The sequence below is a fragment of the Thalassospira lohafexi genome (assembly GCF_002844275.1).
Lineage (GTDB): Bacteria > Pseudomonadota > Alphaproteobacteria > Rhodospirillales > Thalassospiraceae > Thalassospira > Thalassospira lohafexi.
This window is the reverse complement of sequence record NZ_NXGX01000004.1, coordinates 120,581-142,315: the sequence shown is the minus strand read 5'-3', so window position 1 is coordinate 142,315 and position 21,735 is coordinate 120,581. Positions and strand designations below refer to the sequence as shown.

Here is a 21,735-nt window from a genome sequence, read left to right as displayed (position 1 = left end):
TGGCGTCAGGGCCGCGCCGGATCTTCTTTCTCGGTTTCAGCTTCGGCCTCTGCTTCAGCCTGTTCTGCGGCCCACACGCCTGCGGTTTCCACAGCCATCGGTGACGCTGTTGGCAACACGCCCAGATAACTCTCGGTCTCATCGGCCGGCATTGCCTCGCGCTTGGTCATGCGATAGAGCGCATAAAGTGCAATGGCACCAAACGTTACAACAAGCACCAACCAGAATGCGTATGGACCGAACTGCTGCATCGCCCAACCGGTGACAAGCGGGCCCGAAATAGCCCCAATGCCAAAAGTCAGAACCAGCGCCCCAGACGCGGCTGGCATTTCCTCAAGCGTCAGAAAATCATTGGTGTAAGCCAAGAACAATGCGTAAAGCGGCGTTGTCATCCCACCGGCAAAGAATGCCGCGGCCATCAGGGGCCAAAGCTGATCGCCGGCCATCCAGCCCAGTGCACAGGATATCCCTCCCATTAACGCCGCACCAAAGATCAGCTTGCGCCGATCCATCCGGTCCGACAACCAGCCGATGGGATATTGAAACAGCAACGCCCCCGCAAACAGCATCCCGATAAACAACGCGATCTGTGCTGTGGTCAGGTCAATCTTGGTGCCAAAAACAGCCCCCATGCCCGATTGCGTGGCATACACACTGCCCAGCAGGAAAATCCCGACAGTACTCAGCGGTGCCTCGACAAACAATTCGCGTAACGGCATTGCTTTCGCAGCTTCGGTCACCGGAACCGAGGATACCGACAAAAGGATCGGCGCGAAAGAAACCGACACAAGGATCGAGGCCCCAATAAACAGCACCGATGTCGCGGCATCACCCAGTGTCAAAAGCCCCTGTGCACCGATAATGCCCAGCGTCTGTGCAATCATATAGGCCGACAGAACCTTACCGCGTGTTTCATTGGTCGCGGCATCATTAAGCCAGCTTTCCGCCGTGACATAGATGCCCGACATGCAAAACCCGACAAGAATGCGAAGTGGCGTCCACGCCCATGGCTCCGTCAATAAGGGGAAGGCAATCAGTGCCGCCGACATGAAGCTGCCAAGAGCGGCAAAAACACGCACATGCCCCACACGACGCAGCATCACCGGCGTCAGGCGCGCACCCGACAAAAAGCCGGCAAAATAGGCCGATGTGACAATGGCCAGTTCTGCTGAGGAAAAGTTTTCGATCCCGCCACGGACACCGATAAGGGTCGAATGCATGCCATTGCCCAGCATGATCAGGACGATCCCAAGCAAAAGCGCCCAGACACTAGACAAAACCTTAAACATCGAATGCCCTCTTACGCATGACAGTGGCGCCAGATCGTTGAGTTATGGATGGCTCAACGGACTGCTTGGCACCTTGTCCACCATGATCGGCATCGGGCTTTTGATCAACCGATAATACAGCACGACAACACAGTAATTAATCAGTTGGTTCAACCAGTTCTGCCTGCGTCATCCGGCGGGTCGTCACCCCGTTTTTAAGATCAAGCCAGCAGCAAAAGACCGTTAGCCAAACCGCAATGAGCGGGACGACGGCGATTTCCTGATCCATCACCCACAACGTGGCACTGGCAATCAAACACCAGATCAACGGAACCGGCACCAAAAGCCATCGCCAGGTCCCGCGTGCCATCAAAACAAAACCAAGCGTACCGAAGGCTGTTGGATCTGCCGCACTGCCAAACAGCTCGGCCTGCATAAGGTCCCGTCCTTCGAACAATCCGACAAACGGATAGACCACCAAGGCAATGCCGATAAACGCGGCCCCAACCATGGATGAAAAATCCCCGCGCCAGCCAAACCGCAACGGCAACGGCCGCGAGGCAAAAACAGCCAAAAGCGCGACCTCCGCAACAAAACCGGGCAGGACATAGGGCACAACCCAGTTGATCGGTTGATAGTATTGCCACATAAACCCGTAACTTACCCATGCCCAGATCAGCGAGAGCACCACCAGAATAACCCGGTTGCCGCGATGGCCATGGCGCATTGCCAAACCCGCCGCAATGGCCCCGGCAATAAGGGCCGATATCACCGCCAGCCCCCATGTTGTATTCATCGTTTCAAACAGCCGGAAATACACCCGCGGTGAAAACAGCAGGAAATCGGCCAAGCCATAGCTCCACCATTCGCTCATGACCGTGCCCCCTTCATATTAGAACCCCGATCACAGCCGCGATCTGTTCGCGCATTTTGTCATCGGGTAAAAGCCCCGTGGCCGCACGCATGTTTTCGGCTGCATGCGCCGGTTTGGTGGTGGCCGGGATCGGGCAGGTCACCGCCGGATGGGCAATCAGGTATTTTAAAATCAGCTGTGCCCAGCTTTCTGCCCCCAGTTCGGCGGCAAATTCCGGCAGCGGCTCACCTTCGAGTTTTTCAACTAAGCTGCCGCCTCGAAACGGGCGGTTCACAATCACCGCAATCCCGCGATCATAGGCCATCGGCAACAGGTATTCTTCGACATCGCGGTCAATCGGGTTGTAGGTCACCTGAACGAAATCAAGGCGTTCGTTTTTCATCACCGCCATCACATCCTCGGTGCGCCGTCCGTGTGACGTCGTCACCCCGACATAACGCAGAAGACCTTCGTCTTTCAGCTTGAACAAAAGCGGCAGGTTTTCGTTTATGCCAACAAGGTTATGTACCTGCAAAAGGTCGAAACTTTTGATGTTCCAGCGTTCCTCGGTCTGGGCAAGCTGTTCCATCCCGTCGCCCGACGTCCAAACCTTGTCGGTTGAAAAGACCTGATCGCGGGCACCGAGCTTATCAAGCCCATAGCCGATAACATCCTGCGACGATCCATACATCGGGGAACTGTCAATCATCCGCCCGCCTGCAGAAAAGAAGGCCGACATCACGTCCGCACATTGATCGCGCAGTTCCATATCATTGCCGACATTAAAGGTGATCCAGCTGCCCAGTCCGACCGCCGGAATTTCTTCACCGGTTGACGCAATCGCCTTGCGGATCACATCGGGGCGTTTTTGCCCGGCAATTGTTTGCGCCCACAGCGGGCCCGCCCCGCCAAGTGCCGTCGCAGCGCCCAAGGCACTGAACGCACTGGCCGATTTCAAAAATGTTCGACGATCAATTTCAGACATGGTCCATCCTGTCTTACTGTTTGCGCACCCATCATCCATATGAATTGGGCAAAAATCTGCCCATCCGCAACCGCACCGAAAACCAGTCTTGCATAATGCGTACCAATGCCAACTGGTGATGCGAAACCAGATGTGCGCAGATTAATGCTTGACCTCGAGCACACTCTAGCACTTAGCCTGATGCAGGATTGAATAAACCCAACACAAAAAGGTACCCGTCATGATGATTGGCGAAGTGGCAGAGAAAAGCGGTTTTTCTGTTCACACCTTACGGTATTACGAGAAGATCGGCCTTCTGCCAACGTCGCATCGCGACGGAGGTGGTCGACGGTCTTATGACGATGATGTTCTGCGGTGGCTTGAATTTCTGAGCCGTTTAAAGGATCTCGGCATGCCGATCCGTGACCGGGTGCTGTATGCCCGATTGCGCGCAGAAGGTGACAGCACCATCGAAGCCCGCCGCCGGTTGCTTCAAACCTATCGTGATGCACTGGCCAAGCGGGTAATCAGCTTGACCGAAACGCTTGACGTCCTCGATGCCAAAATCGCCAGTTACGACACGACGGGTACCCCGTTAAAAGGACCCCGAAAATGACCACCCAAAAATCCGCCCTTGATGCCGGCCGTGACATCGTTGCGACCCTGAACTCACCACTTGAAGGCCAGTTGGCTGAAAAGTATGACACGCTGGTTCCCGACTTTGCCGAAAGCCTTGTCGAATGGGCCTATGGCCGTCATTACGCCCGTCCGGGGCTTGATCTGAAAACCCGGCAACTGTGCACAATTTCCGCCCTGACCGTGCTTGGCGGCCAAACCGCCCCGCAACTTCAGGTCAATATCCGGCATACACTGGCAGCCGGGGCTTCGCGCACCGAGATTATCGAAGCCATATGGCAGATGGCCATTTACGGTGGTCTCCCCGCTGCCATTAACGGATTGAATGCCGCGCAGGAATGCTTTGACGTAATCGATGCTGAAGCCGCCTGAACCAAGCGCGCTCATCACATAGCAAACACAAAAGGCCGCAGCAAGAAGCTGCGGCCTTACGTATGTCAGTTCAGAAAACCCGGATGCTTAAACGCGTTTCCAGCTCGTGCCATCTTTGAAGTCTTCCAGCAGAATGCCGCGTGCCAGCAAATCATTGCGGATTTTATCGGCGGTTGCGAAATCCTTGTTCTTTTTGGCGTCCGCCCGCTGTTCGATCAAATCATCAATCTCGGCGGCTTCGTCTTCGCCCGCACTGCCGGTAAACCAATCTTCCGGGTCGGCTTCCAAAATACCAAGCAACTTGGCCGCAGCAAGGATTTCACCCTTGGCTTCCGCACGCTCGTATTTCTTTTCCGCCTTGTTGAACCGGGTCACCAGATTGTGGAATTCGGCAATCGCCAGTGGCGTATTAAGGTCATCACAAAGCGCTTCAAGGAACAGACGCGGTACCGGCATATCTTCCGGGGTCACATCGGCACTTTGACGCAATGCTGTATAGAACCGATCAAGTGATTCCTTAGCCTGACGCAGGTTATCTTCGGTCCAGTTGATCGGCTGGTGATAATGGGTACCGATCATCGCAAGGCGGATTGCTTCCCCCGGCCAGCTTTCAAGCAACTCATGCACGGTGACGAAATTGCCCAAAGACTTGGACATTTTTTCGCCTTCAACCATCAGGTGGCCGTTATGCATCCAGTATTTGGCATAGCTCGACCCCTGATTGGCACAGCAGCTTTGCGCCAATTCGTTTTCATGGTGCGGAAATACAAGGTCCGACCCGCCGCCATGAATGTCGAAATTCTCACCCAAGTAACGCGTCGACATGGCCGAGCATTCAATATGCCAGCCCGGACGACCCCGACCCCATGGGCTTTCCCAGCCCGGAATGTCGTCCTCAGACGGTTTCCACAAAACGAAATCTGCCGGGTCTTTCTTGTACGGGGCGACTTCAACCCGCGCACCCGCAATCATTTCCTTACGATCACGGCGCGACAGCTTGCCATAGTCATCAAACTTATCGACCGAAAACAGAACATGTCCCTCGGCGGCATAGGCAAAGCCCTGCTCGATCAGGCTTTCGCACATGGCAATCATTTCAGCGATATGCTCGGTCGCACGCGGTTCGATATCGGGTTTGGCCGCGTTCAAGGCCCCCATATCATCAAGATAGGCCTGATGGGTGCGTTTGGTGATGTCAGAAATCGTCTCGCCGCTGTCTTTGGCGCGTGCATTGATTTTATCATCAACGTCGGTGACGTTTCGAACGTAGGTCACATTTGGATAGATATGGCGCAAAACACGCACCAGCGTATCAAACACAACAACCGGGCGCGCATTACCAACATGGGCGTAATCATACACCGTCGGCCCGCACACATAGAGGCGCACGTTATTGGCATCAATCGGCTCAAACACCTGTTTTTCGCGGGTGAGCGTGTCAAAGATACGAAGGGTCTTGTTCATTATAATTGTCCGTTTGGCTGTGGTGTCGGGTTAAATGCAGGCATTTATCGGCGATCAAAGCAGAATGCTTAGACCGCCTTCCCACACAGCCGGTTACGTGCTTTATCCCCGCCAATCAGAACCAGCATGGTCGACATTTCCGGGCCATGTTCACGTGCGGTCAGCGCCTTGCGCAATGGCATGAACAATTCCTTGCCCTTACGACCAGTCGCATCCTTAACCGCCGTCGTCCAAGACTTCCAGCTCGTCCCGTCAAGCGCGCCGTCAGGCAACAGTTCAGCCGCCTGTTTTAAGAACTCGGCATCTTTATCGTCAATTTCCGGCACCACGGGCTGATGGATCACATCCCACCATTCCAGTGCCTCTGACACGCGCCAGCAATTGCCACGCACCGCGTTCCAGAACGTCTCATCGGCGGTTGCCATACCCGCAGTAATCAGTTTGGGCCGTGCGGCTTCAAACGACATGTCATGAATGACTTTTTCATTCAGGCTGGCCAATTCGGCCGGATCGAATTTCGGGGTTGAACGCCCGTAATGATCCAGATCGAATTTCTCAAGCACTTCAGACAGGCTTGCCGGTTCGATTTTATCGGACGCGCCAAGACCGGTCAAAAGACCGACCAATGCTTCGACCTCAAACCCGTCATTGCGCAATTCACGAAGCGACAGGCTGCCCAACCGCTTGGAAAGCTGCGATCCGCCAGGCCCCGCCAAAAGCGGCATATGGGCAAATTCAAGCGCACCGGGTTTCCCGCCAAGGGCCAGATACAGCAAAATCTGCGACACGGTGTTGGTCACATGATCTTCGCCGCGAATGATGTGGGAAACACCCATTTCAAGGTCATCCACCACGGAACCAAGCATATACAGCAACGACCCGTCTTCACGGATCAAAACCGGGTCCGACACATGTTCGGTATCAAACGAACAGACCCCGCGCGCCAAATCATCCCATTCGACCATGCCGTCGGTCAGGATGAAACGCCAATGCGGTTTGCGGCCTTCGGCTTCCAGCGCAGCAATTTCATCATCGCTCAGCGTCAATGCCTTGCGGTCATAGATAAACGCCTGATGACGCTGGCGGGCGGCCTTGCGTTTCCAGTTAAGTTCACCTTCGGTCTCGTAACACGGATACAGCAACTCGCGCTTTTTCAGATCAGCGATCGCCGCGTCGTATTTATCCTGACGCAGGGACTGGCGTTCTTCACGGTCCCAGTCAATGCCAAGCCATCTCAGGTCTTCACGGATGGCATCGACATATTCGTCTTTGGAACGAACCGGATCGGTGTCATCAAACCGCAGAATGAATTCGCCGCCCGATTTACGGGCATAAAGCCAGTTCATCAGGGCAACACGGGCGTTCCCGACATGAAGAAGCCCGGTCGGGCTGGGTGCAAATCGCAGGACAGGTTTTGTCATTTCAAACTTTTCAGTTCAAGTGGTTCAGGTCACGAGGTTCGTGAAACCATTTGTAATAGGATAGCGTCTGTCACGGCCAAAGGCGCGCGGCGTAATCTTGACCCCCGGCGGGGCCTGACGGCGTTTATATTCCGCCCGATCGAGCAATCGCCAAACCCGACGCACAGTCGCCTCGTCATGACCGCTATCCACGATATCGCGTACAGACCGCTCACCTTCAATCATCTGATGCAAAATATCATCAAGAACATCATAAGGCGGCAGGCTGTCTTCGTCTTTCTGATCCGGCCGTAATTCAGCAGATGGCGGCTTGGTAATGATCCGTTCGGGGATCACCATACCATCCGGGCCCATCGCACCAGCCGGTGTATTTTCATTGCGCCAATGGCACAGGTCAAACACGGTCGTCTTATAAAGGTCTTTCAAAACAGAATAGCCACCGCACATGTCGCCATACAGTGTCGCATAGCCGACCGACATTTCCGACTTATTACCGGTCGTCAGCACCATGTGGCCAAACTTGTTTGAAAGCGCCATGAGGATCATCCCGCGCGAACGGGCCTGAATGTTTTCTTCGGCAATATCAGGATCACGTCCTTCAAATGCCGGGGCTAGCATTTGATCAAACGCGCCCATTGCCGGACCGATATTAATGCTTTCGATCCCTGTTCGCAGCATACCGGCACACAGTTCGGCATCCTCAAGGCTATCAGCCGAGGTATAAGGTGACGGCATCATCACCAGCCGCACGCGATCCGATCCCAGCGCATCAACCGCAACCGCGGCCGACAACGCACTGTCGATCCCGCCCGACATGCCAATGACAACACCGGGAAAACCATTTTTATTGACGTAATCACGCAAGCCCAGAACAAGGGTCTGATAAATCGCATCAAGGCCGGTCGGGTGTGCAGCCTTGGGTGCATCGGACGCACAGGCCCATGTGCCATCATCGCCCTTGACCCAGTTTGATGTGACAACCCCCTCGGCAAAGCACGGCAATGCAACGCCAAGCGATCCATCCCCGTTCAAACCAAACGATCCGCCATCAAAAACCAGCTCGTCCTGACCACCCACTTCGTTGCAATAGATCATCGGCGCGCCGGTTTCACCGACGCGGTCTGCAATCAGTTGACGACGCAAGCCCCCCTTGTCGGCCTCAAACGGTGATCCGTTGGGCACGAGGAAAATCTCGGTCCCAGCCTTGGCAAGATGGGCCACCACATGGGGCGTCCAGACATCTTCACAGATTGGCACGCCAATTTTGACGCCCTTGAATGAAATCGGCTCGGGCATGGGACCGGCGGCAAAAACCCGCTTTTCATCAAACACGCCATAGTTCGGCAGGTCCTGCTTGGCCCGGACGTCAACAATCTTGCCCTGCTCGATCAGAAGAACTGCATTAAAGCGTGTGCCATCAATGTCCCATGGTGTCGTCAACAGCAATGCCGGACCATTGGTGCGTTTGGCCGTATGGGAGCAAATCGTATCCACCGCGTCGCGCAGATGGCGCATGAACGCAGGCTTCATCACCAGATCCTCGGGCGGATAGCCCGACAGAACCAGTTCAGAATACAAAACGATATCCGCGCCCTGATCAGCCGCAGTTTCCCAGGCCGCCACAACCTTGTCCCGGTTACCGGTTACATCACCGACAATCGGGTTGAGCTGGGCAATCGCAATGGCAAGCATATTTGTCATGATGTTGGAATAGGAGCCCCCCCGCGTGCTGTCAATTGCCGAATAACGAATATCGCCTGTTCCAAACTTGCAATGCCGGTAAAATTTCACCCAAAATCGGGTCAAGTCATTGTGTTTAAACGCCTTGGATCAGCAAACCCTAATTGATAATGACTTGCAAAATCGATCAAATATCGCTCTATTGCCCGCGCTGTAAAATGCAGCGCACAAAAAATCAAAATTTAAAATACGAGCAAACACATGAGCACCACCAAAAATTCAACGGCACCTATGCCCGCCGTCACCGTTTCCTATATCCCCGGACGCGAAGCTTCCGAAAACCTTGGCATTGTTTTTGGCAGTTCGGTCAGAAGCCGCAACTTCCTGTTTGATATTTTTGCCGCATTCAAAAACCTGTTTGGTGGTGAAGTACGCTCCTATACCCGTCTTCTCGACGACGCGCAGAGCGAAGCGACCAGCCGCATGCTCGAACAGGCCAAAAAGCTTGATGCAGATGCCGTTGTTGATGTGCATTTTGCCACGTCACAGGTTGCCTATAAAGCGGCTGAAATCTTTGCCTATGGCACTGCTGTTCGCCTGAAATAACGGTTAGGATTCCCAAAAATGGAAGAAGTCATTCTTCCGGGAATTTTGCTGACCATCCTGATCGGAATTGCCTATCTGACCGGCCGCGTGGCCGATGGGGTACATGACCGCGCGCTAAAACGCGATGAATCGTTACTGCCCCGGCAGGTTCTTGATTCAGGAAGCAACATTCCCGGTGACATAAAACTGCACGACACTGCCATGGTAACCGGCAAAGTCGTGATTGCCGAAGATCGTTTTCGCAATCTTCTGGCACGTTTGCGCATTTTTGTCGGCGGGCGCCTTAGTGCGCATGAAGCATCGATAACCCGCGCCAAACGCGAGGCCATGTTGCGCCTGCGCACCAACGCCAAGGGTGCCAGCCATATTATCGGTATTCGGTTTGATTCCACACAACTAAGTCGCGGCATGATCGAAATGATTGTATCTGGCACCGCCCTTTATACCGATCATCGACCAAAGGGCGGCTTTCCATCCGCGCTGCCCGATGACGGGGTCAATATTAGCCACCGCAACCTGCTCATCGAATTCCTGTCGGCAAGCACGGCATTTCTTCTGATTTGCTGGGGAATTTATGCGGCCAGCGGCCTGTTGGTCGAATGGGCCAGCCATGAAATCTCGGTCGAGGACGAAGTTGCCATCTGGTCGCAGCTTGAACCCGAGCTGATCAACCATCATCGCACGGCAGACGACCGCAGTCTGGCGGAAAACTATCTGGTTGATCTCATCAATTCGATCCCCAAAACGGCTCTTGGTCCGGCGGCGGCCTATGATTTTGACGTCGTGATCGTTCCCGATCCGACACCAAATGCTGCGGCCCTTCCCGGCGGATTGATCCTTGTTCATACGGGCATGATTGATCTGGTCGAAAGTGAAAATGAACTGCTGTCGATCCTTGGTCATGAAATCGGCCATTACAACGGGCGCGATCACCTTGAAGGATTGGGTCGCGAAGTTGTTGGCGTTGCCCTGTCAGCCATGATGTTTCAGACCGATGCGGTTTTGACCACCTGGATTGCCGGTTGGCCAAAATTGCTGACCGACCTTGATTATTCACGCAGTCAGGAACTTGATGCCGATAATTGGAGCCTCAAGATTTTGATGGCTAAATACGGCCATGTTGGTGAAGTTGCCCGAACGTTTGAAAAGCTCGGCAACATGCAGGGCGGGCACAGTGTGATGGATTATCTGGCAACCCACCCGCACCCCCAGGACCGGGTTGACCGGCTGTATAAAATGGCCCGCGACCAAAACCTTCCGATGGGCGAACCTGTCGACCTGGAAGAAGCCTTCGAAGACTTCCTTGTGCGTACCGGTGAAATCCCGGAAAGCGCGCGTGAGGAAGGCCGTAAATTTAGCCTCACAACCACGAAAGACTGATACCCATGCGTGGATTTCTTTTCCCCTTCCGCTTCCTAAGCGTAAGTGGTCGCCCGAACATCGAGTTTTGGCTCACCCAATGCGTCATTTTGGCATCTACGGTTATCGGTGTGTATCTGGCAAGTTTTGCGGGTTTCCAGATCGCCGTTGACTTTGATCGGTATCAGACGATGTCCGATGTCAGCAATCTGGAAAAATCGCTCGAAGCTGAGTTTGGTGACAATATCGAAAAGGTCGAAACATGGATCGCCAATTATCCAGAGGCCCCGATGACGTGGCACGCCCAAACGCTAGCTCCGCGCGAAGCCCACAAACTCGACGATATGGTTTGGCAAACCATGCGCTATTCCGACCGCACGCTTGAGGTAAACCCAAAAGTTCTGACCGGTGTGCGCCGCTTTTATGGCGATATCGAAGCACAGATGACCATTTTGTTCATGCAGCAGAATGCAAATGGCTATGCCCGCAAAGCCATGGAAAAAATGACAACAATCGTTGCTACGGCCCGTCAAGACGTCTTGCCGTTACTGCAATCGGAAATCAAACGTTTGGATAGTGAATTGGCCGATATGGCCAATTAGGCTCGATTGACACCGAAACAAGACACATCAAGCAAACCGGGGCGGCATCAGTGGCCCCGGTTTTGTCTTGTCTTCGATGTGATTTTGGTGGGAACCGTGAAAGCTACAAATCCAGTGCAGCGTCGATTTCGTCCTGGCTCATGGTTTTGGCCGATCCATGGATGATCCCGCTGGCAACATCCATGAACCGTTGCAGCGATTTGGTGACCGCATTGGCGGTTTCACGCAGCAGTTCCTCGTTGCCCTCAGCAATGATCGCATCAAGCTGCGTATTGGCGTGGCCGACAATCGTATTGAGGTGATTAATGGTTTCTTCAAATGGATCGCGGAACCGGCTTGGCACATGATCATAGGCCTCAATCGCCAGTTCGCGGTCGGAAAACGCACTATCGCGGAAATGATCCTGATAGCTTTTGGGTGCCCACTCTTTGCAATCCTCGATCATGTCAGGCATGTCAGGGACCATTTCGAGCAACATGACGATTTCGTTGAAGTGATTCAGATAATCGGTCGCCAAAAGCGTCGTGGAGGAAATATTCGTTCCCTCAACCTTTTTCTGCCACGCAGCAAAATCCGCTTCATCCGTCATATTTATGTGCGACCCTCAATCCCTAATATCCATCAGGTATTAGCCTGTATTTGTCTATACTTAAGAATATTCGATGCCGTTGGGTAGAGGTAAAATGAAACAATCGGCGTCAATTGATGCGGATTTGCTGTTTTTCAATCGAATGAAGACCAACAAAATCACGTAAAACGTGTTCTAACCTCAAAGTTGACGTCTAAAGGATGTCATGGACCTCATCAGTACCAAGTACCAAACGCCGGTCCACCATGTGCCATCCCGACAAAACAAAGGCGCCCGGTTTCCCGGACGCCCTTGCCAAAATACATCAATCCCAAGACAGATCAGGCAGAAGCCGCAAGCAGCTCACGCGCATCATCGCGTTCCTGTTTGATCATCTCAGCCATCAGGAACGCCAGTTCCAATGCCTGCCCGCCATTCAGGCGCGGGTCGCAATGGGTATGATAACGATCCGACAGGCTGTCGACGGTGACTTCACGTGCCCCACCGATGCACTCGGTTACATCGGTTCCGGTCATTTCAAAATGAACACCACCGGCATGGGTTCCTTCGGCTTTATGCACGTCAAAGAATGATTTCACTTCCGACAGGATCGCATCGAACGGACGGGTTTTATAGCCGTTGGTGGCCTTGATCGTGTTGCCATGCATCGGATCGCACGACCAAACCACCTTGCGGCCTTCAGCCTTAACACGCTTGACCAGACGCGGCAGATGATCATTGACCTTCTCTGCGCCCATGCGGGCAATCAGGGTCAAACGACCAGCTTCGTTTTTCGGGTTCAGAATATCGATCAGACGGATCAAATCATCCTCGTCCATCGTCGGGCCGCATTTCATGCCGATCGGGTTGTTCACACCGCGCAAGAATTCGACATGAGCCTCGTCGGCCTTACGCGTCCGGTCCCCGATCCACAGCATGTGCGCCGAACAGTCGTACCAATCCCCAGTCAGACTGTCCTGACGGGTCAATGCCTGCTCATAGCCCAGCAAAAGCGCCTCGTGGGAGGTATAGAAATCGGTTTCGCGCATCTGCGGTGCTGTTTCCGCGGTAATACCGCACGCCTGCATGAAGGCAACCGCTTCATCAATCTGGGTGGTCATCTTGCTGTAGCGCTCACCAGCCGGGCTGCCATCAACAAACGACAGGTTCCAACGGTGGATCTTACTCAGATCGGCAAAGCCCCCTTGTGCAAACGCACGCAGAAGGTTCAACGTCGATGCCGATTGGTTATAGGCACGGATCTGGCGCTGCGGATCCGGAATGCGGGCTTCTGGCGTGAACTCAATCCCGTTAATGTTGTCACCACGGTAACTTGGCAGTTCAACACCATTGATGGTTTCAGTATCGGCCGAACGCGGTTTGGCAAACTGACCGGCCATGCGCCCGACCTTGACCACCGGGCATGCTGCGCCATAGGTCAGAACAACCGCCATCTGCAACATCACCTTGAATGTGTCGCGGATGTTGTTGGGGTGAAATTCCTTAAAGCTCTCGGCGCAATCGCCGCCCTGCAGCAGGAAGGCCTTGCCTTCTGCAACCGCACCAAGCTTTTCTTTCAACGCGCGTGCTTCGCCAGCAAATACCAAAGGAGGATAGCTGCCGAGCTCTTGCTCTACGGCCCCGAGGGCCTGTGCATCCGGATAAGTCGGCATCTGCTTTACAGGCAGGTTGCGCCAGCTATCAATGCTCCAGCTCTTGCTCATTTGCTTCCTCTCAATCGTGCATGATCATTGTCATGCCGCATTATAACACAAATCCACTTCGCCAGCGGAATTCCGCCGTGCCGTCGGTCATTTAACCGGGCCAAACTTGATACGGGTTTTACCGCTGCATTTCCACCCCTTCTCGACTTAAGGATGATAAAAACCCGCAATTTTTTGCCAAGACACATAAAATTCACGCAAAATTCCACTCAAAACCAGAAATTTGCGATGGGGTGGTCGCCGATTGCCTCTTGGTCCTCACATTGATGTATGTGCGAATCCGCCGATCCGCAATCATCAGACCATTTGCGCATCGCAAAGATAAAGGGCACACTGCGCCGCGCCAGCCACCATCATTCGGAAACCCGATGTCCATAGAAACAATTGCCATTATTGCCTGCGCCTATTTTATTGCGGCATTCGTAAAGGGTGCAACGGGCTTGGGGTTCTCGACATCAGCCCTGCCAATTCTGGCACTTGGCATCGGCTTAAAGGCCGCCATGCCGCTTGTGATCATTCCATCCTTGGTCAGCAACAGCATTATCATGGTGCAGGCCGGACACTTCCGCGAAACCGTCAGTCGCTTCTGGCCGATGTTTCTGGCGACCATTCCCGGCCTTCTGATCGGGCTTGCTGTGCTTGAAATGGTTGATGGCCTGATGGCGGGGGCCATATTGGGGCTGGTGCTGATGAATTACGGGGTGTTTACGCTATTGCGCCCTGGCCGCCCGATGTCAGATCGCGTTGCCGACCACATTGCCCCGATTTCGGGCTTTGCCACCGGATTGGTCAATGGCATTACCGGGTCACAGGTTATGCCGGTTTTGCCATTTCTATTGTCGGTCCGGCTTGATCCGAAACGCTTCATTCAGGCGATCAACATTTCCTTTAGCTTATCAAGCATCGTCATGGCCTTTGGCCTATCGCGTCTGGGGCTGATGACACTTGATTCTGTCTGGATATCGCTTGCCGGACTGATACCGGTGTTTTTGGGGACCAAACTCGGCGGCATCGTGCGTAACCGCATGGATGCCGCCACCTTCCGCAAGGTCGTTCTGGTCATGCTGATCATTTTTGGCGTGATGCTGATTGGTAAGTACGCGACTCTTTAGCACTATCTTCTAGCGACACCTTACTAGCGATCCTGCCAAGGCTTTGCTATCAACGCATGATGAAAACAATCGCCCGACCGGCATATGCCGAAACCGAAGAAAAGAAATCACGTTTTCTGGCCGAGCTGGTTTTCTACGAAGACCTTGCAACGCGCGTCGGTGAACTGCGCAGTCTTCACCCCAAAGCCAATCACCATGTCACGGCCTATCGTTATCTCAATGATGAAGAACAGCTAATTGAACATGGCAAGGATGACGGCGAACCATCCGGCACATCGGGTGTTCCGTGCCTTAAGGTCTTGCAAGGACGCGACCTGATCAATGTCGCGGTCATTGTTACGCGTTATTTCGGCGGCACAAAACTTGGTACGGGCGGGCTTGTGCGCGCCTATAGCGGTGCGGCCAATGCCGCCTGTAGCGAAGCCGAGATTATCGATTACATCCCGCAAGGCGAAGCTGAGCTTTTTGCCGAATTTTCCGATGCCGGAACACTCGAACAAGCCTGTGGTCAGGATGGGATCACGGTGCTGGACCGGCAATTTGACACCACAGGCACACGTATCAAAATCGCCGGACCACGCGAAATACTTTGCGAACTTGCCGAACGGTTTCCGCTTCCTTAGCTTTGGTCGCGAAATCAGTTCACTTTCAGTGGCTCAAAGTTGTCCAACTCGTCTTGGGTCAAACACAGAAACGCCGCCGAATTCGAATATCGGTGAGATATATCTCTCGGTATCGCGTACTTGTCTAGACGCGCACAGTATTTTTCAGCCAAAGCAACAACATCGGTAGGCAATGGCTCGTCAAGCGGAACATGATGATGGCGAACAGTGACAAAATCACGGCCTGAAAATGTGATTGCCTCGACGGAACTATTCACGGTGCCGTTGCCGTCTTTCTTTGCCTTCCAATACCATGTGTAGGGCCACGTGGGACCGATCGGGTCATCCCGAATTTCAACGGGTGAATGCAGGCAAGCACTCAACAACATCATGATGCCACAACTTAAAAGTGTCTTTCCGACCATCACACCAGATAGCTCTCATACTACTTCGCACGTGACGTGCTTTGGCGGACCTGTAATTCAAATCCGAGATCGACAATCTTTTTGTCCGGGGTTTCGCCCGAAAGGACGGATTGAATCATTTCAACCGCATGTCGGCCAATCGCATAGCGATCGGTGCGGATTGAGGTCAGCGATGGGTGGGCCGCCGCCATCATTTCCAGATCGTTAAACCCGATAATCCCGATGTCGTCGGGAATTGAAAGCCCGGCCTTCTGGCAGCCGAACAAGGCACCAAGCGCCATGTCATCATTGTTACAAAAAACCGCGTCCAGATCCGGACGTCGGGCGCAAAACTGTGCGATCAGTTCAGCACCAAGTGAAACACTTGATGATACGGTGGTGGTCATAATCAGATCAGGGTCATAGCGCCCCCCGAACTGAAGGGCTTCCTTAAATCCTTCAAGACGGCGATATGACCTTGGGTCCATACGCGCACCGAGGAAACCAATGCGCTTATAGCCTTGCTGCACCAGATGAACCCCCGCGGCCTTACCGCCCTCAAAATGCGAAAAGCCAACAATCATATCAATCGGGTCATCGCCAACATCCATGATTTGCACCACCGGACATTCGGCATTTTCCAACAATTGGCGGGTCACATCCGTTTGATCGGTTCCGGCAACAATCATCGCCGACGGGCGCTGGCCCAAAAAGGTGCGCACCAGTCGTTCTTCTTCTGCCGGGACGTAGCGCGAGTTGCCCAGTTGAACCTGAAACGCGCCCTGACCGAACGCGTCGTAAATCGCGCGCAAACTTTCGGCAAAGACGTTGTTGGTCAGCGACGGCACGATCACACCGATAATATTGGACCGGGTTGATGCCAGCGCACTGGCATGCGAATGGGGCACATAATTGAGTTTTCGCACCGCATTGTTGATTTTACGGCGCAGGTGATCGGACACCATCGCGGGATCGCGCAAGGCGCGTGAAACGGTGATGGTGCTGACCCCGGCCTTGTTGGCAACATCAGCAATTGTTGGCCGCCCGGCCCCTTTGCGTTTCCTCATACCCTTACATTTATTACGTCTTTTGATAATGGACAAGTCTCTTGTGAATTAGGCTGTTGACTCGATGTTAGCGCTAACATTATGTTAGCGCTAACATCGCAAACAATAGGGCAAACAAAAGCGTAAAGCTGCCCTGATAAAAAAGAGTCGGGCGGAAATATCTTGATGGATCGGCAGATCAGCTATGTCGTTGTTATGGGCGTCTCGGGGTCGGGAAAAACCGAAATCGCACGGCGCGTTGCGAAGGCAACCCGCAGCCAGTGGCTTGATGCCGACGATCATCATCCGATTGAAAACGTCGAACATATGCGCAGCGGCAAACCGCTTACCGATGACATGCGCTGGCCATGGCTAGCCGCGGTTGCCGATGCGGCCCGTGCAAAGGCAGACGCCCGTGCGTCGGACCTGTGTTCAGACACCGTTTTTATCGCCTGTTCTGCGCTCAAGCAAAGCTACCGCGATTTTTTGAGCCGGGAACTCAGCCCGGCGACTTTTGTGTTTTTGGACGGCACACGTGATGTGATCCAGACACGGCTTGAAAGCCGGGTAGGACATTTCATGCCGTCCGCACTGCTAGACAGTCAGCTTGCAGTCCTCGAACCGCCGGGGCCGGACGAGAACTGCGTGACTGTCTCGATAGATGCCCCGATCGATACTGTTGTTGCCACGGTCACCGAACGTTTAAAGGCCAGCGAAAACAGCAGTCCTTCCTTTGTCAAAGAAAACACCGCCGGAAAACCGGTATTCCAGGGAGAAGATACATGACCAAGACCCTTAAATCGCTCGTAGGAGCAACCTTTGTTGCCAGCCTGATTGCAGCGGCCCCGTTTTCGGCCAATGCGCAGGAATTCACCCTTAAAATGCAGTCGAGTGACTCTGCTGGCGTTCCAAACTTTGAATTGGAACAGGACTGGGCCAAACGCGTTGGCGTTATGACCGGTGGCCGTGTTGAAGTTGAAATGCTTCCGGTCAACTCGATCGTTGAACATGCCGAAACACAGGATGCCATCGCAGCCGGCATTCTTGACGGCCACATCACCGATACCAGCTATTTCTCCGGCAAAGATCCGGCTTTCGGCCTGATTGCAAACCCGGTCGGTGCATGGTCTGCACCATCTGAAATGCTGCGTTTCGTCGAATATGGCGGCGGCAAAGAACTGATGAACAGCCTTTTGAACCCACGTGGTTTGCAGTTCATCGGTGCCGTTACTCCGGGTCTCGAAGCCTTTGTATCATCGGTCCCGCTTGATGGCGTTGCCGATCTTAAGGGCCTGAAAATGCGCGCCCCGGAAGGCATGGTACAGCAGGTATTTGCCGCAGCTGGTGCTTCGCCGGTGAATATCCCGCAGTCCGAAGTCTTTACCTCGCTTGATAAAAAAGTGATCGACGCGGCCGATGCGACCGTGTTCTCGACCAACCAGGCGATGGGCCTGCATGACATTGCCAAACATCCTGTCTATCCGGGCTTCCATTCCATGCCGATGCTGGAAGTTTCTGTCAACAAGACCAAATGGGATTCGATGCCAGCAGACCTCCAGGCCATCCTGGAAATGTCCATCCGTGATCTTGCCCATGACATGGACGCACGTCTTGCGATGAAAGACATGGAAGCTGTTGCTGCTGCCCGTAAAGACGGTGGTGTCACCATCCATAACTGGTCTGCCGAAGAGCGTGCCAAATTCCGCCAGATTGCCACCAGCCAGTGGGAAAAAGTGGCAGCACGTTCAGAAGACGCACAGCGCGTTTATGACACCCTGGTCAAATACCTGACCGCACAGGGCATGATCTAATCTTTTGATCACAAGATGGTTTACCGGCGGCATGGATCATGTCCGCCGGTAACGACTTGAATACAATCCGGCCGCATCCTGTATAAGAGACGATACCGGGTGACGAGGTCCTCCCTGTTGCCGGATTGTATTCACCGCATCGCAAGGAATGCTGAATATGGCTGTCAGCCCTGTAGACCCGACACATAGTGATATCCCCGCAAGCATCGTACCTGATGCACTCCCCGAACAGTTTCCGGAAGTTTCCGGCCTGATGGGTCACGCAGTGGATAAGGTTAGTTCGGTTTTTGCCTATGGCTTCATACTTGCCATGGGCATTCTGATTTTTGAAATTTTCATGCGTCATGTTTTCAACAGCCCCACCCTGTGGGTCCATGAAACCACGACCTTCCTGTCTGCCATCGGCTTTGTGTTCGGCGGGCTTTATTGTGCCGCGCGTGACAAACATATCCGGGTTGTCATTTTCTATGACATTGTCGGGCCGAAAATGCGCAAATCCCTTGATGTCGCCATTTCGATTGTCTGCATGACGGCATCGGGTTTCTTTGCCTGGGCGGCATGGCTCATGGTCAAACGCGCAACACTCACCCCGACAGGTGACATTCATTTTGAAACCACAGGCAGTGCGTTTAACGCTCCCTATCCGGGCATACTGAAACTGTTCTTGCTGGTAATCCTGATCCTGCTGGTGGTTCAGTTTCTGATACATACCATCAATTATGTCCGCAAAACGCCTGTCATGCCCGCGACCGCGAAAGAATGACACCCGTTTCAAGTTGATACCCCCATCAGTCATTGCACGGTCACCCATCTGATCGGTGCGACAGGATAGATTAAATGTTTGAATTACAGTCCCTAGGCATTGAATACGGCACACTTGCCATGTTCGTCCTGCTGCTTGGTTTTCTTCTAACGGGCATGCCGCTTGCGTTCGTAACGCTTCTGATCGCCCTTATATTCACCCTTGGCTGGTTTGGCCCGATGGCGGTGCCATTGATCACCAGCAGGGTATTTTCATTCGTTTCATCCTTTGTTTTTGTTTCCGTCCCGATGTTCGTCATGATGGCGGCCATCCTAGATCGATCGGGCATTGCCCGCGATCTGTTTGATGCCATGCGCCTGTTTGGCGGGCGTCTTAAGGGCGGGGTTGCGGTTCAGACGATCTTTGTTGCCGTCATTCTTGCTGCCATGAGTGGCATTATCGGTGGCGAAATCGTGTTGCTTGGCATGCTTGCCCTGCCCCAGATGCTGCGTCAGGGGTACGATAAAAACCTTGCTATCGGGGTGGTTTGTGCCGGTGGGTCGCTTGGCACCATGGTCCCGCCATCGATTGTCCTGATTATTTATGGTCTGACGGCAAACGTATCTATTGGTGATCTGTTTACCTCGGCCTTTATTCCGGGCTTCATGCTGGCGGGCTTTTATGTCGCCTATATCCTGTTCCGTTCTTATACCGGCAAAAACATTGCCCCACCGCCGAAAACCGAACATATCCCGCGCGAAGAGAAACTGCGCCTGCTTAAAGGTCTGTTCTTGCCGATGCTGGTCGTGTTCTGTGTTCTTGGCTCGATCTATGGCGGCATCGCATCCGTGACCGAGGCATCGGCCGTTGGGGTTGCCGGGGTTATTGCATCGACCATTGTCCGGCGTGAATTTTCGCTCGCGATGCTTAAAAGTGCGGCCCTTCAAACACTTTCGACCTGTGGCATGATTGTCTGGATCGGAATTGGCGCATCCGCCCTTGTCGGTGTGTTTAACCTGATGGGCGGGATCAAGTTTGTTTCGGCCCTGATTACGGGCATTTCGGACGACCCAACCACCATCATTCTGTTCATGATGCTGATCCTGTTTATCCTCGGGATGTTCCTTGACTGGGTCGGCATTGCGCTTTTGACCATGCCGATCTTTGTCCCGATCGTTAAAGACCTCGGTTACGACCCGGTCTGGTTCGGGGTGCTGTTTGCCATGAACATGCAGGTCAGCTTCCTGTCACCACCGTTCGGGCCCGCCGCGTTTTACCTTAAATCCGTAGCGCCCCCCGACATATCACTGGGCGATATTTTCAAGTCATTGCTGCCGTTTATCTGTTTGCAGATTTTGGCGGTCGCCCTGCTGATCATCTTCCCGGGCATTACCGGACGCTAACACACAAAGGCGGAGCCAACAGGCTCCGCCTTTGTTCATTTTTGCCATCCAATATTATCTATCCGTGCTAGCCGTTGCGATACAGATAGCTATAGGCATTGATCGCGGGCACCCCACCAAGATGGGCGTAAAGGACTTTGGAGCCTTTGGGGAAATAGCCCTTTTTGACCAGATCAATCATGCCCTGCATCGATTTACCTTCGTAAACCGGATCGGTCATCATGCCTTCAAGACGACCGCAAAGACGGATCGCTTCGTTGGTTTCATCGGACGGTACACCGTACAGTGGATAGGCATAATCCTCGATTAATGTAATGTCGCGATCAGAAATGCCACCATCAAGCTCGACCAGGTCGGCGGTTTTCTGCGCAATTGCCAGAACCTGTTCACGGGTCTGTTCTGGTGTGGCCGAGGCATCAATTCCCACCACCTTGTCCGCCCGACCATCGGCAGCAAAGCCAACCGCCATCCCCGCATGGGTTGACCCGGTAACGGTACAAACAACGACATAATCGAACTTAAAGCCAAGCTCGGCTTCTTGGGCGCGAACCTCTTCCGCAAAGCCAACAAAGCCAAGACCGCCATATTTATGCACCGATGCGCCAGCCGGGATTGGATAAGGCACCCCGCCCTTGGCCTTTACATCGGCAAGGGCGGCTTCCCAACTTTCGCGAATACCAATGTCGAAACCTTCATCGACCAGCTCAATCTCCGCCCCCATGACGCGGCTCATCAAAATGTTGCCAACCCGGTCATAAACCGCGTCGTTAAATGGCACCCAGCTTTCCTGAACCAGACGGCATTTCATGCCGATCTTCGCGGCAATCGCGGCAACCTGCCGTGTGTGGTTGGATTGCACGCCACCAATCGTCACCAACGTATCGGCACCCGATTTGATCGCATCAGGCACGATATATTCCATCTTACGGACCTTGTTACCGCCAAAAGCCAGACCGGAATTGCAATCTTCGCGCTTGGCATACAATGCAACATCGCCGCCAAGATGTTCGGACAAACGCGGCAGAGATTCAATCGGCGTCGGGCCAAAGGTCAGCGGGTATTTTTCAAACTTGTTCAAATTCATCGAGCACTCCCTGA

The 21,735-nt window shown here is 53.6% G+C and carries 22 protein-coding genes; 11 read left to right on the top strand and 11 right to left on the bottom strand.

The window, feature by feature from the left end:
- Positions 1 to 5: 5 nt before the first annotated feature.
- The 3 genes from COO92_RS10475 to COO92_RS10465 form a co-directional block, all read right to left on the bottom strand.
- Positions 6 to 1,289, bottom strand: coding sequence for an MFS transporter (locus tag COO92_RS10475; RefSeq protein WP_101301959.1), 1,284 nt, complete (start codon positions 1,287 to 1,289; stop codon positions 6 to 8).
- 136 nt (positions 1,290 to 1,425) lie between these two features.
- Positions 1,426 to 2,142 (bottom strand): DUF6064 family protein, encoded by a 717-nt coding sequence (locus COO92_RS10470; protein ID WP_101301958.1) that lies wholly within the window; start codon positions 2,140 to 2,142, stop codon positions 1,426 to 1,428.
- A gap of 13 nt (positions 2,143 to 2,155) precedes the next feature.
- Entirely contained in the window at positions 2,156 to 3,106 is a 951-nt protein-coding gene (locus COO92_RS10465; protein WP_101301956.1) for an aldo/keto reductase, read from the bottom strand.
- A 220-nt stretch (positions 3,107 to 3,326) separates the two neighbouring features.
- Between COO92_RS10465 and COO92_RS10460 the strand changes: the two genes are divergently transcribed.
- Entirely contained in the window at positions 3,327 to 3,701 is a 375-nt protein-coding gene (locus COO92_RS10460; RefSeq protein WP_101301954.1) for a MerR family transcriptional regulator, read from the top strand.
- The gene (locus COO92_RS10455) at positions 3,698 to 4,093 is read left to right on the top strand and encodes a carboxymuconolactone decarboxylase family protein (protein WP_101301952.1); all 396 of its coding nucleotides are present in this window, start codon (positions 3,698 to 3,700) and stop codon (positions 4,091 to 4,093) included. The genes COO92_RS10460 and COO92_RS10455 overlap by 4 nt, the downstream gene beginning before the upstream one ends.
- An 87-nt stretch (positions 4,094 to 4,180) precedes the next feature.
- On the opposite strand, the gene cysS is transcribed toward COO92_RS10455, so the two are convergent.
- The 3 genes from cysS to COO92_RS10440 form a co-directional block, all read right to left on the bottom strand.
- Positions 4,181 to 5,557 (bottom strand): cysteine--tRNA ligase, encoded by a 1,377-nt coding sequence (gene cysS / locus COO92_RS10450; RefSeq protein ID WP_101301951.1) that lies wholly within the window; start codon positions 5,555 to 5,557, stop codon positions 4,181 to 4,183.
- Positions 5,558 to 5,625: 68 nt separating this feature from the next.
- A complete protein-coding gene (gene gltX, locus COO92_RS10445; RefSeq protein WP_101301949.1) occupies positions 5,626 to 6,978 on the bottom strand; it encodes a glutamate--tRNA ligase in 1,353 nt (450 codons plus the stop codon).
- A gap of 24 nt (positions 6,979 to 7,002) precedes the next feature.
- On the bottom strand, positions 7,003 to 8,679 hold the full coding sequence (locus tag COO92_RS10440) for an NAD+ synthase (RefSeq protein WP_101301948.1): 1,677 nt from the start codon (positions 8,677 to 8,679) through the stop codon (positions 7,003 to 7,005).
- A 240-nt stretch (positions 8,680 to 8,919) separates the two neighbouring features.
- Between COO92_RS10440 and COO92_RS10435 the strand changes: the two genes are divergently transcribed.
- Genes COO92_RS10435 through COO92_RS10425 form a run of 3 tightly spaced genes read left to right on the top strand, consistent with a single transcriptional unit; the run spans position 8,920 to position 11,225 of the window.
- Positions 8,920 to 9,264 carry a YbjQ family protein gene (locus COO92_RS10435; RefSeq protein WP_101301946.1) on the top strand — a complete coding sequence of 115 codons (345 nt, stop codon included), beginning with the start codon at positions 8,920 to 8,922 and terminating at the stop codon, positions 9,262 to 9,264.
- An 18-nt stretch (positions 9,265 to 9,282) separates the two neighbouring features.
- Positions 9,283 to 10,644 (top strand): M48 family metallopeptidase, encoded by a 1,362-nt coding sequence (locus COO92_RS10430; protein WP_101301944.1) that lies wholly within the window; start codon positions 9,283 to 9,285, stop codon positions 10,642 to 10,644.
- A 5-nt stretch (positions 10,645 to 10,649) separates the two neighbouring features.
- A complete protein-coding gene (locus COO92_RS10425) occupies positions 10,650 to 11,225 on the top strand; it encodes a hypothetical protein (RefSeq protein ID WP_101301942.1) in 576 nt (191 codons plus the stop codon).
- A 103-nt stretch (positions 11,226 to 11,328) separates the two neighbouring features.
- Here COO92_RS10425 and COO92_RS10420 read toward each other — a convergent pair whose 3' ends face one another.
- The gene (locus COO92_RS10420; protein ID WP_101301940.1) at positions 11,329 to 11,814 is read right to left on the bottom strand and encodes a hypothetical protein; all 486 of its coding nucleotides are present in this window, start codon (positions 11,812 to 11,814) and stop codon (positions 11,329 to 11,331) included.
- A gap of 320 nt (positions 11,815 to 12,134) precedes the next feature.
- Positions 12,135 to 13,517: a class II 3-deoxy-7-phosphoheptulonate synthase gene (locus tag COO92_RS10415; protein WP_101301938.1), complete on the bottom strand. Its 1,383-nt coding sequence runs from the start codon at positions 13,515 to 13,517 to the stop codon at positions 12,135 to 12,137.
- Between the two features lie 368 nt (positions 13,518 to 13,885).
- Here COO92_RS10415 and COO92_RS10410 point away from each other — a divergent pair, with 368 nt between their 5' ends.
- On the top strand, positions 13,886 to 14,629 hold the full coding sequence (locus COO92_RS10410; RefSeq protein ID WP_101301936.1) for a sulfite exporter TauE/SafE family protein: 744 nt from the start codon (positions 13,886 to 13,888) through the stop codon (positions 14,627 to 14,629).
- Between the two features lie 56 nt (positions 14,630 to 14,685).
- Positions 14,686 to 15,252: an IMPACT family protein gene (locus COO92_RS10405; RefSeq protein WP_240626400.1), complete on the top strand. Its 567-nt coding sequence runs from the start codon at positions 14,686 to 14,688 to the stop codon at positions 15,250 to 15,252.
- 14 nt (positions 15,253 to 15,266) lie between these two features.
- On the opposite strand, the gene COO92_RS10400 is transcribed toward COO92_RS10405, so the two are convergent.
- A complete protein-coding gene (locus tag COO92_RS10400; RefSeq protein ID WP_101301933.1) occupies positions 15,267 to 15,656 on the bottom strand; it encodes a hypothetical protein in 390 nt (129 codons plus the stop codon).
- A gap of 20 nt (positions 15,657 to 15,676) precedes the next feature.
- Positions 15,677 to 16,702 (bottom strand): HTH-type transcriptional regulator GntR, encoded by a 1,026-nt coding sequence (gene gntR, locus COO92_RS10395; RefSeq protein ID WP_101301932.1) that lies wholly within the window; start codon positions 16,700 to 16,702, stop codon positions 15,677 to 15,679.
- Positions 16,703 to 16,867: 165 nt separating this feature from the next.
- On the opposite strand from gntR, the gene COO92_RS10390 reads away from it, so the two are divergent.
- The 4 genes from COO92_RS10390 to COO92_RS10375 all read left to right on the top strand — a co-directional run bounded on the left by COO92_RS10390 (position 16,868) and on the right by COO92_RS10375 (position 20,637).
- Positions 16,868 to 17,467 carry a gluconokinase gene (locus COO92_RS10390; RefSeq protein WP_101301930.1) on the top strand — a complete coding sequence of 200 codons (600 nt, stop codon included), beginning with the start codon at positions 16,868 to 16,870 and terminating at the stop codon, positions 17,465 to 17,467.
- A complete protein-coding gene (locus tag COO92_RS10385; RefSeq protein WP_022734042.1) occupies positions 17,464 to 18,492 on the top strand; it encodes a TRAP transporter substrate-binding protein in 1,029 nt (342 codons plus the stop codon). Before COO92_RS10390 ends, COO92_RS10385 begins: the two co-directional genes overlap by 4 nt.
- Before the next feature lie 157 nt (positions 18,493 to 18,649).
- Entirely contained in the window at positions 18,650 to 19,255 is a 606-nt protein-coding gene (locus COO92_RS10380; protein ID WP_101301928.1) for a TRAP transporter small permease subunit, read from the top strand.
- Positions 19,256 to 19,329: 74 nt separating this feature from the next.
- Complete coding sequence (locus COO92_RS10375; protein WP_101301926.1) at positions 19,330 to 20,637, top strand: TRAP transporter large permease; 1,308 nt, start codon at positions 19,330 to 19,332, stop codon at positions 20,635 to 20,637.
- A gap of 67 nt (positions 20,638 to 20,704) precedes the next feature.
- Here the strand turns inward: COO92_RS10375 and COO92_RS10370 are convergent, their stop codons facing one another.
- The gene (locus COO92_RS10370; protein WP_101301925.1) at positions 20,705 to 21,721 is read right to left on the bottom strand and encodes a 1-aminocyclopropane-1-carboxylate deaminase; all 1,017 of its coding nucleotides are present in this window, start codon (positions 21,719 to 21,721) and stop codon (positions 20,705 to 20,707) included.
- Between the last annotated feature and the right edge of the window lie 14 nt (positions 21,722 to 21,735).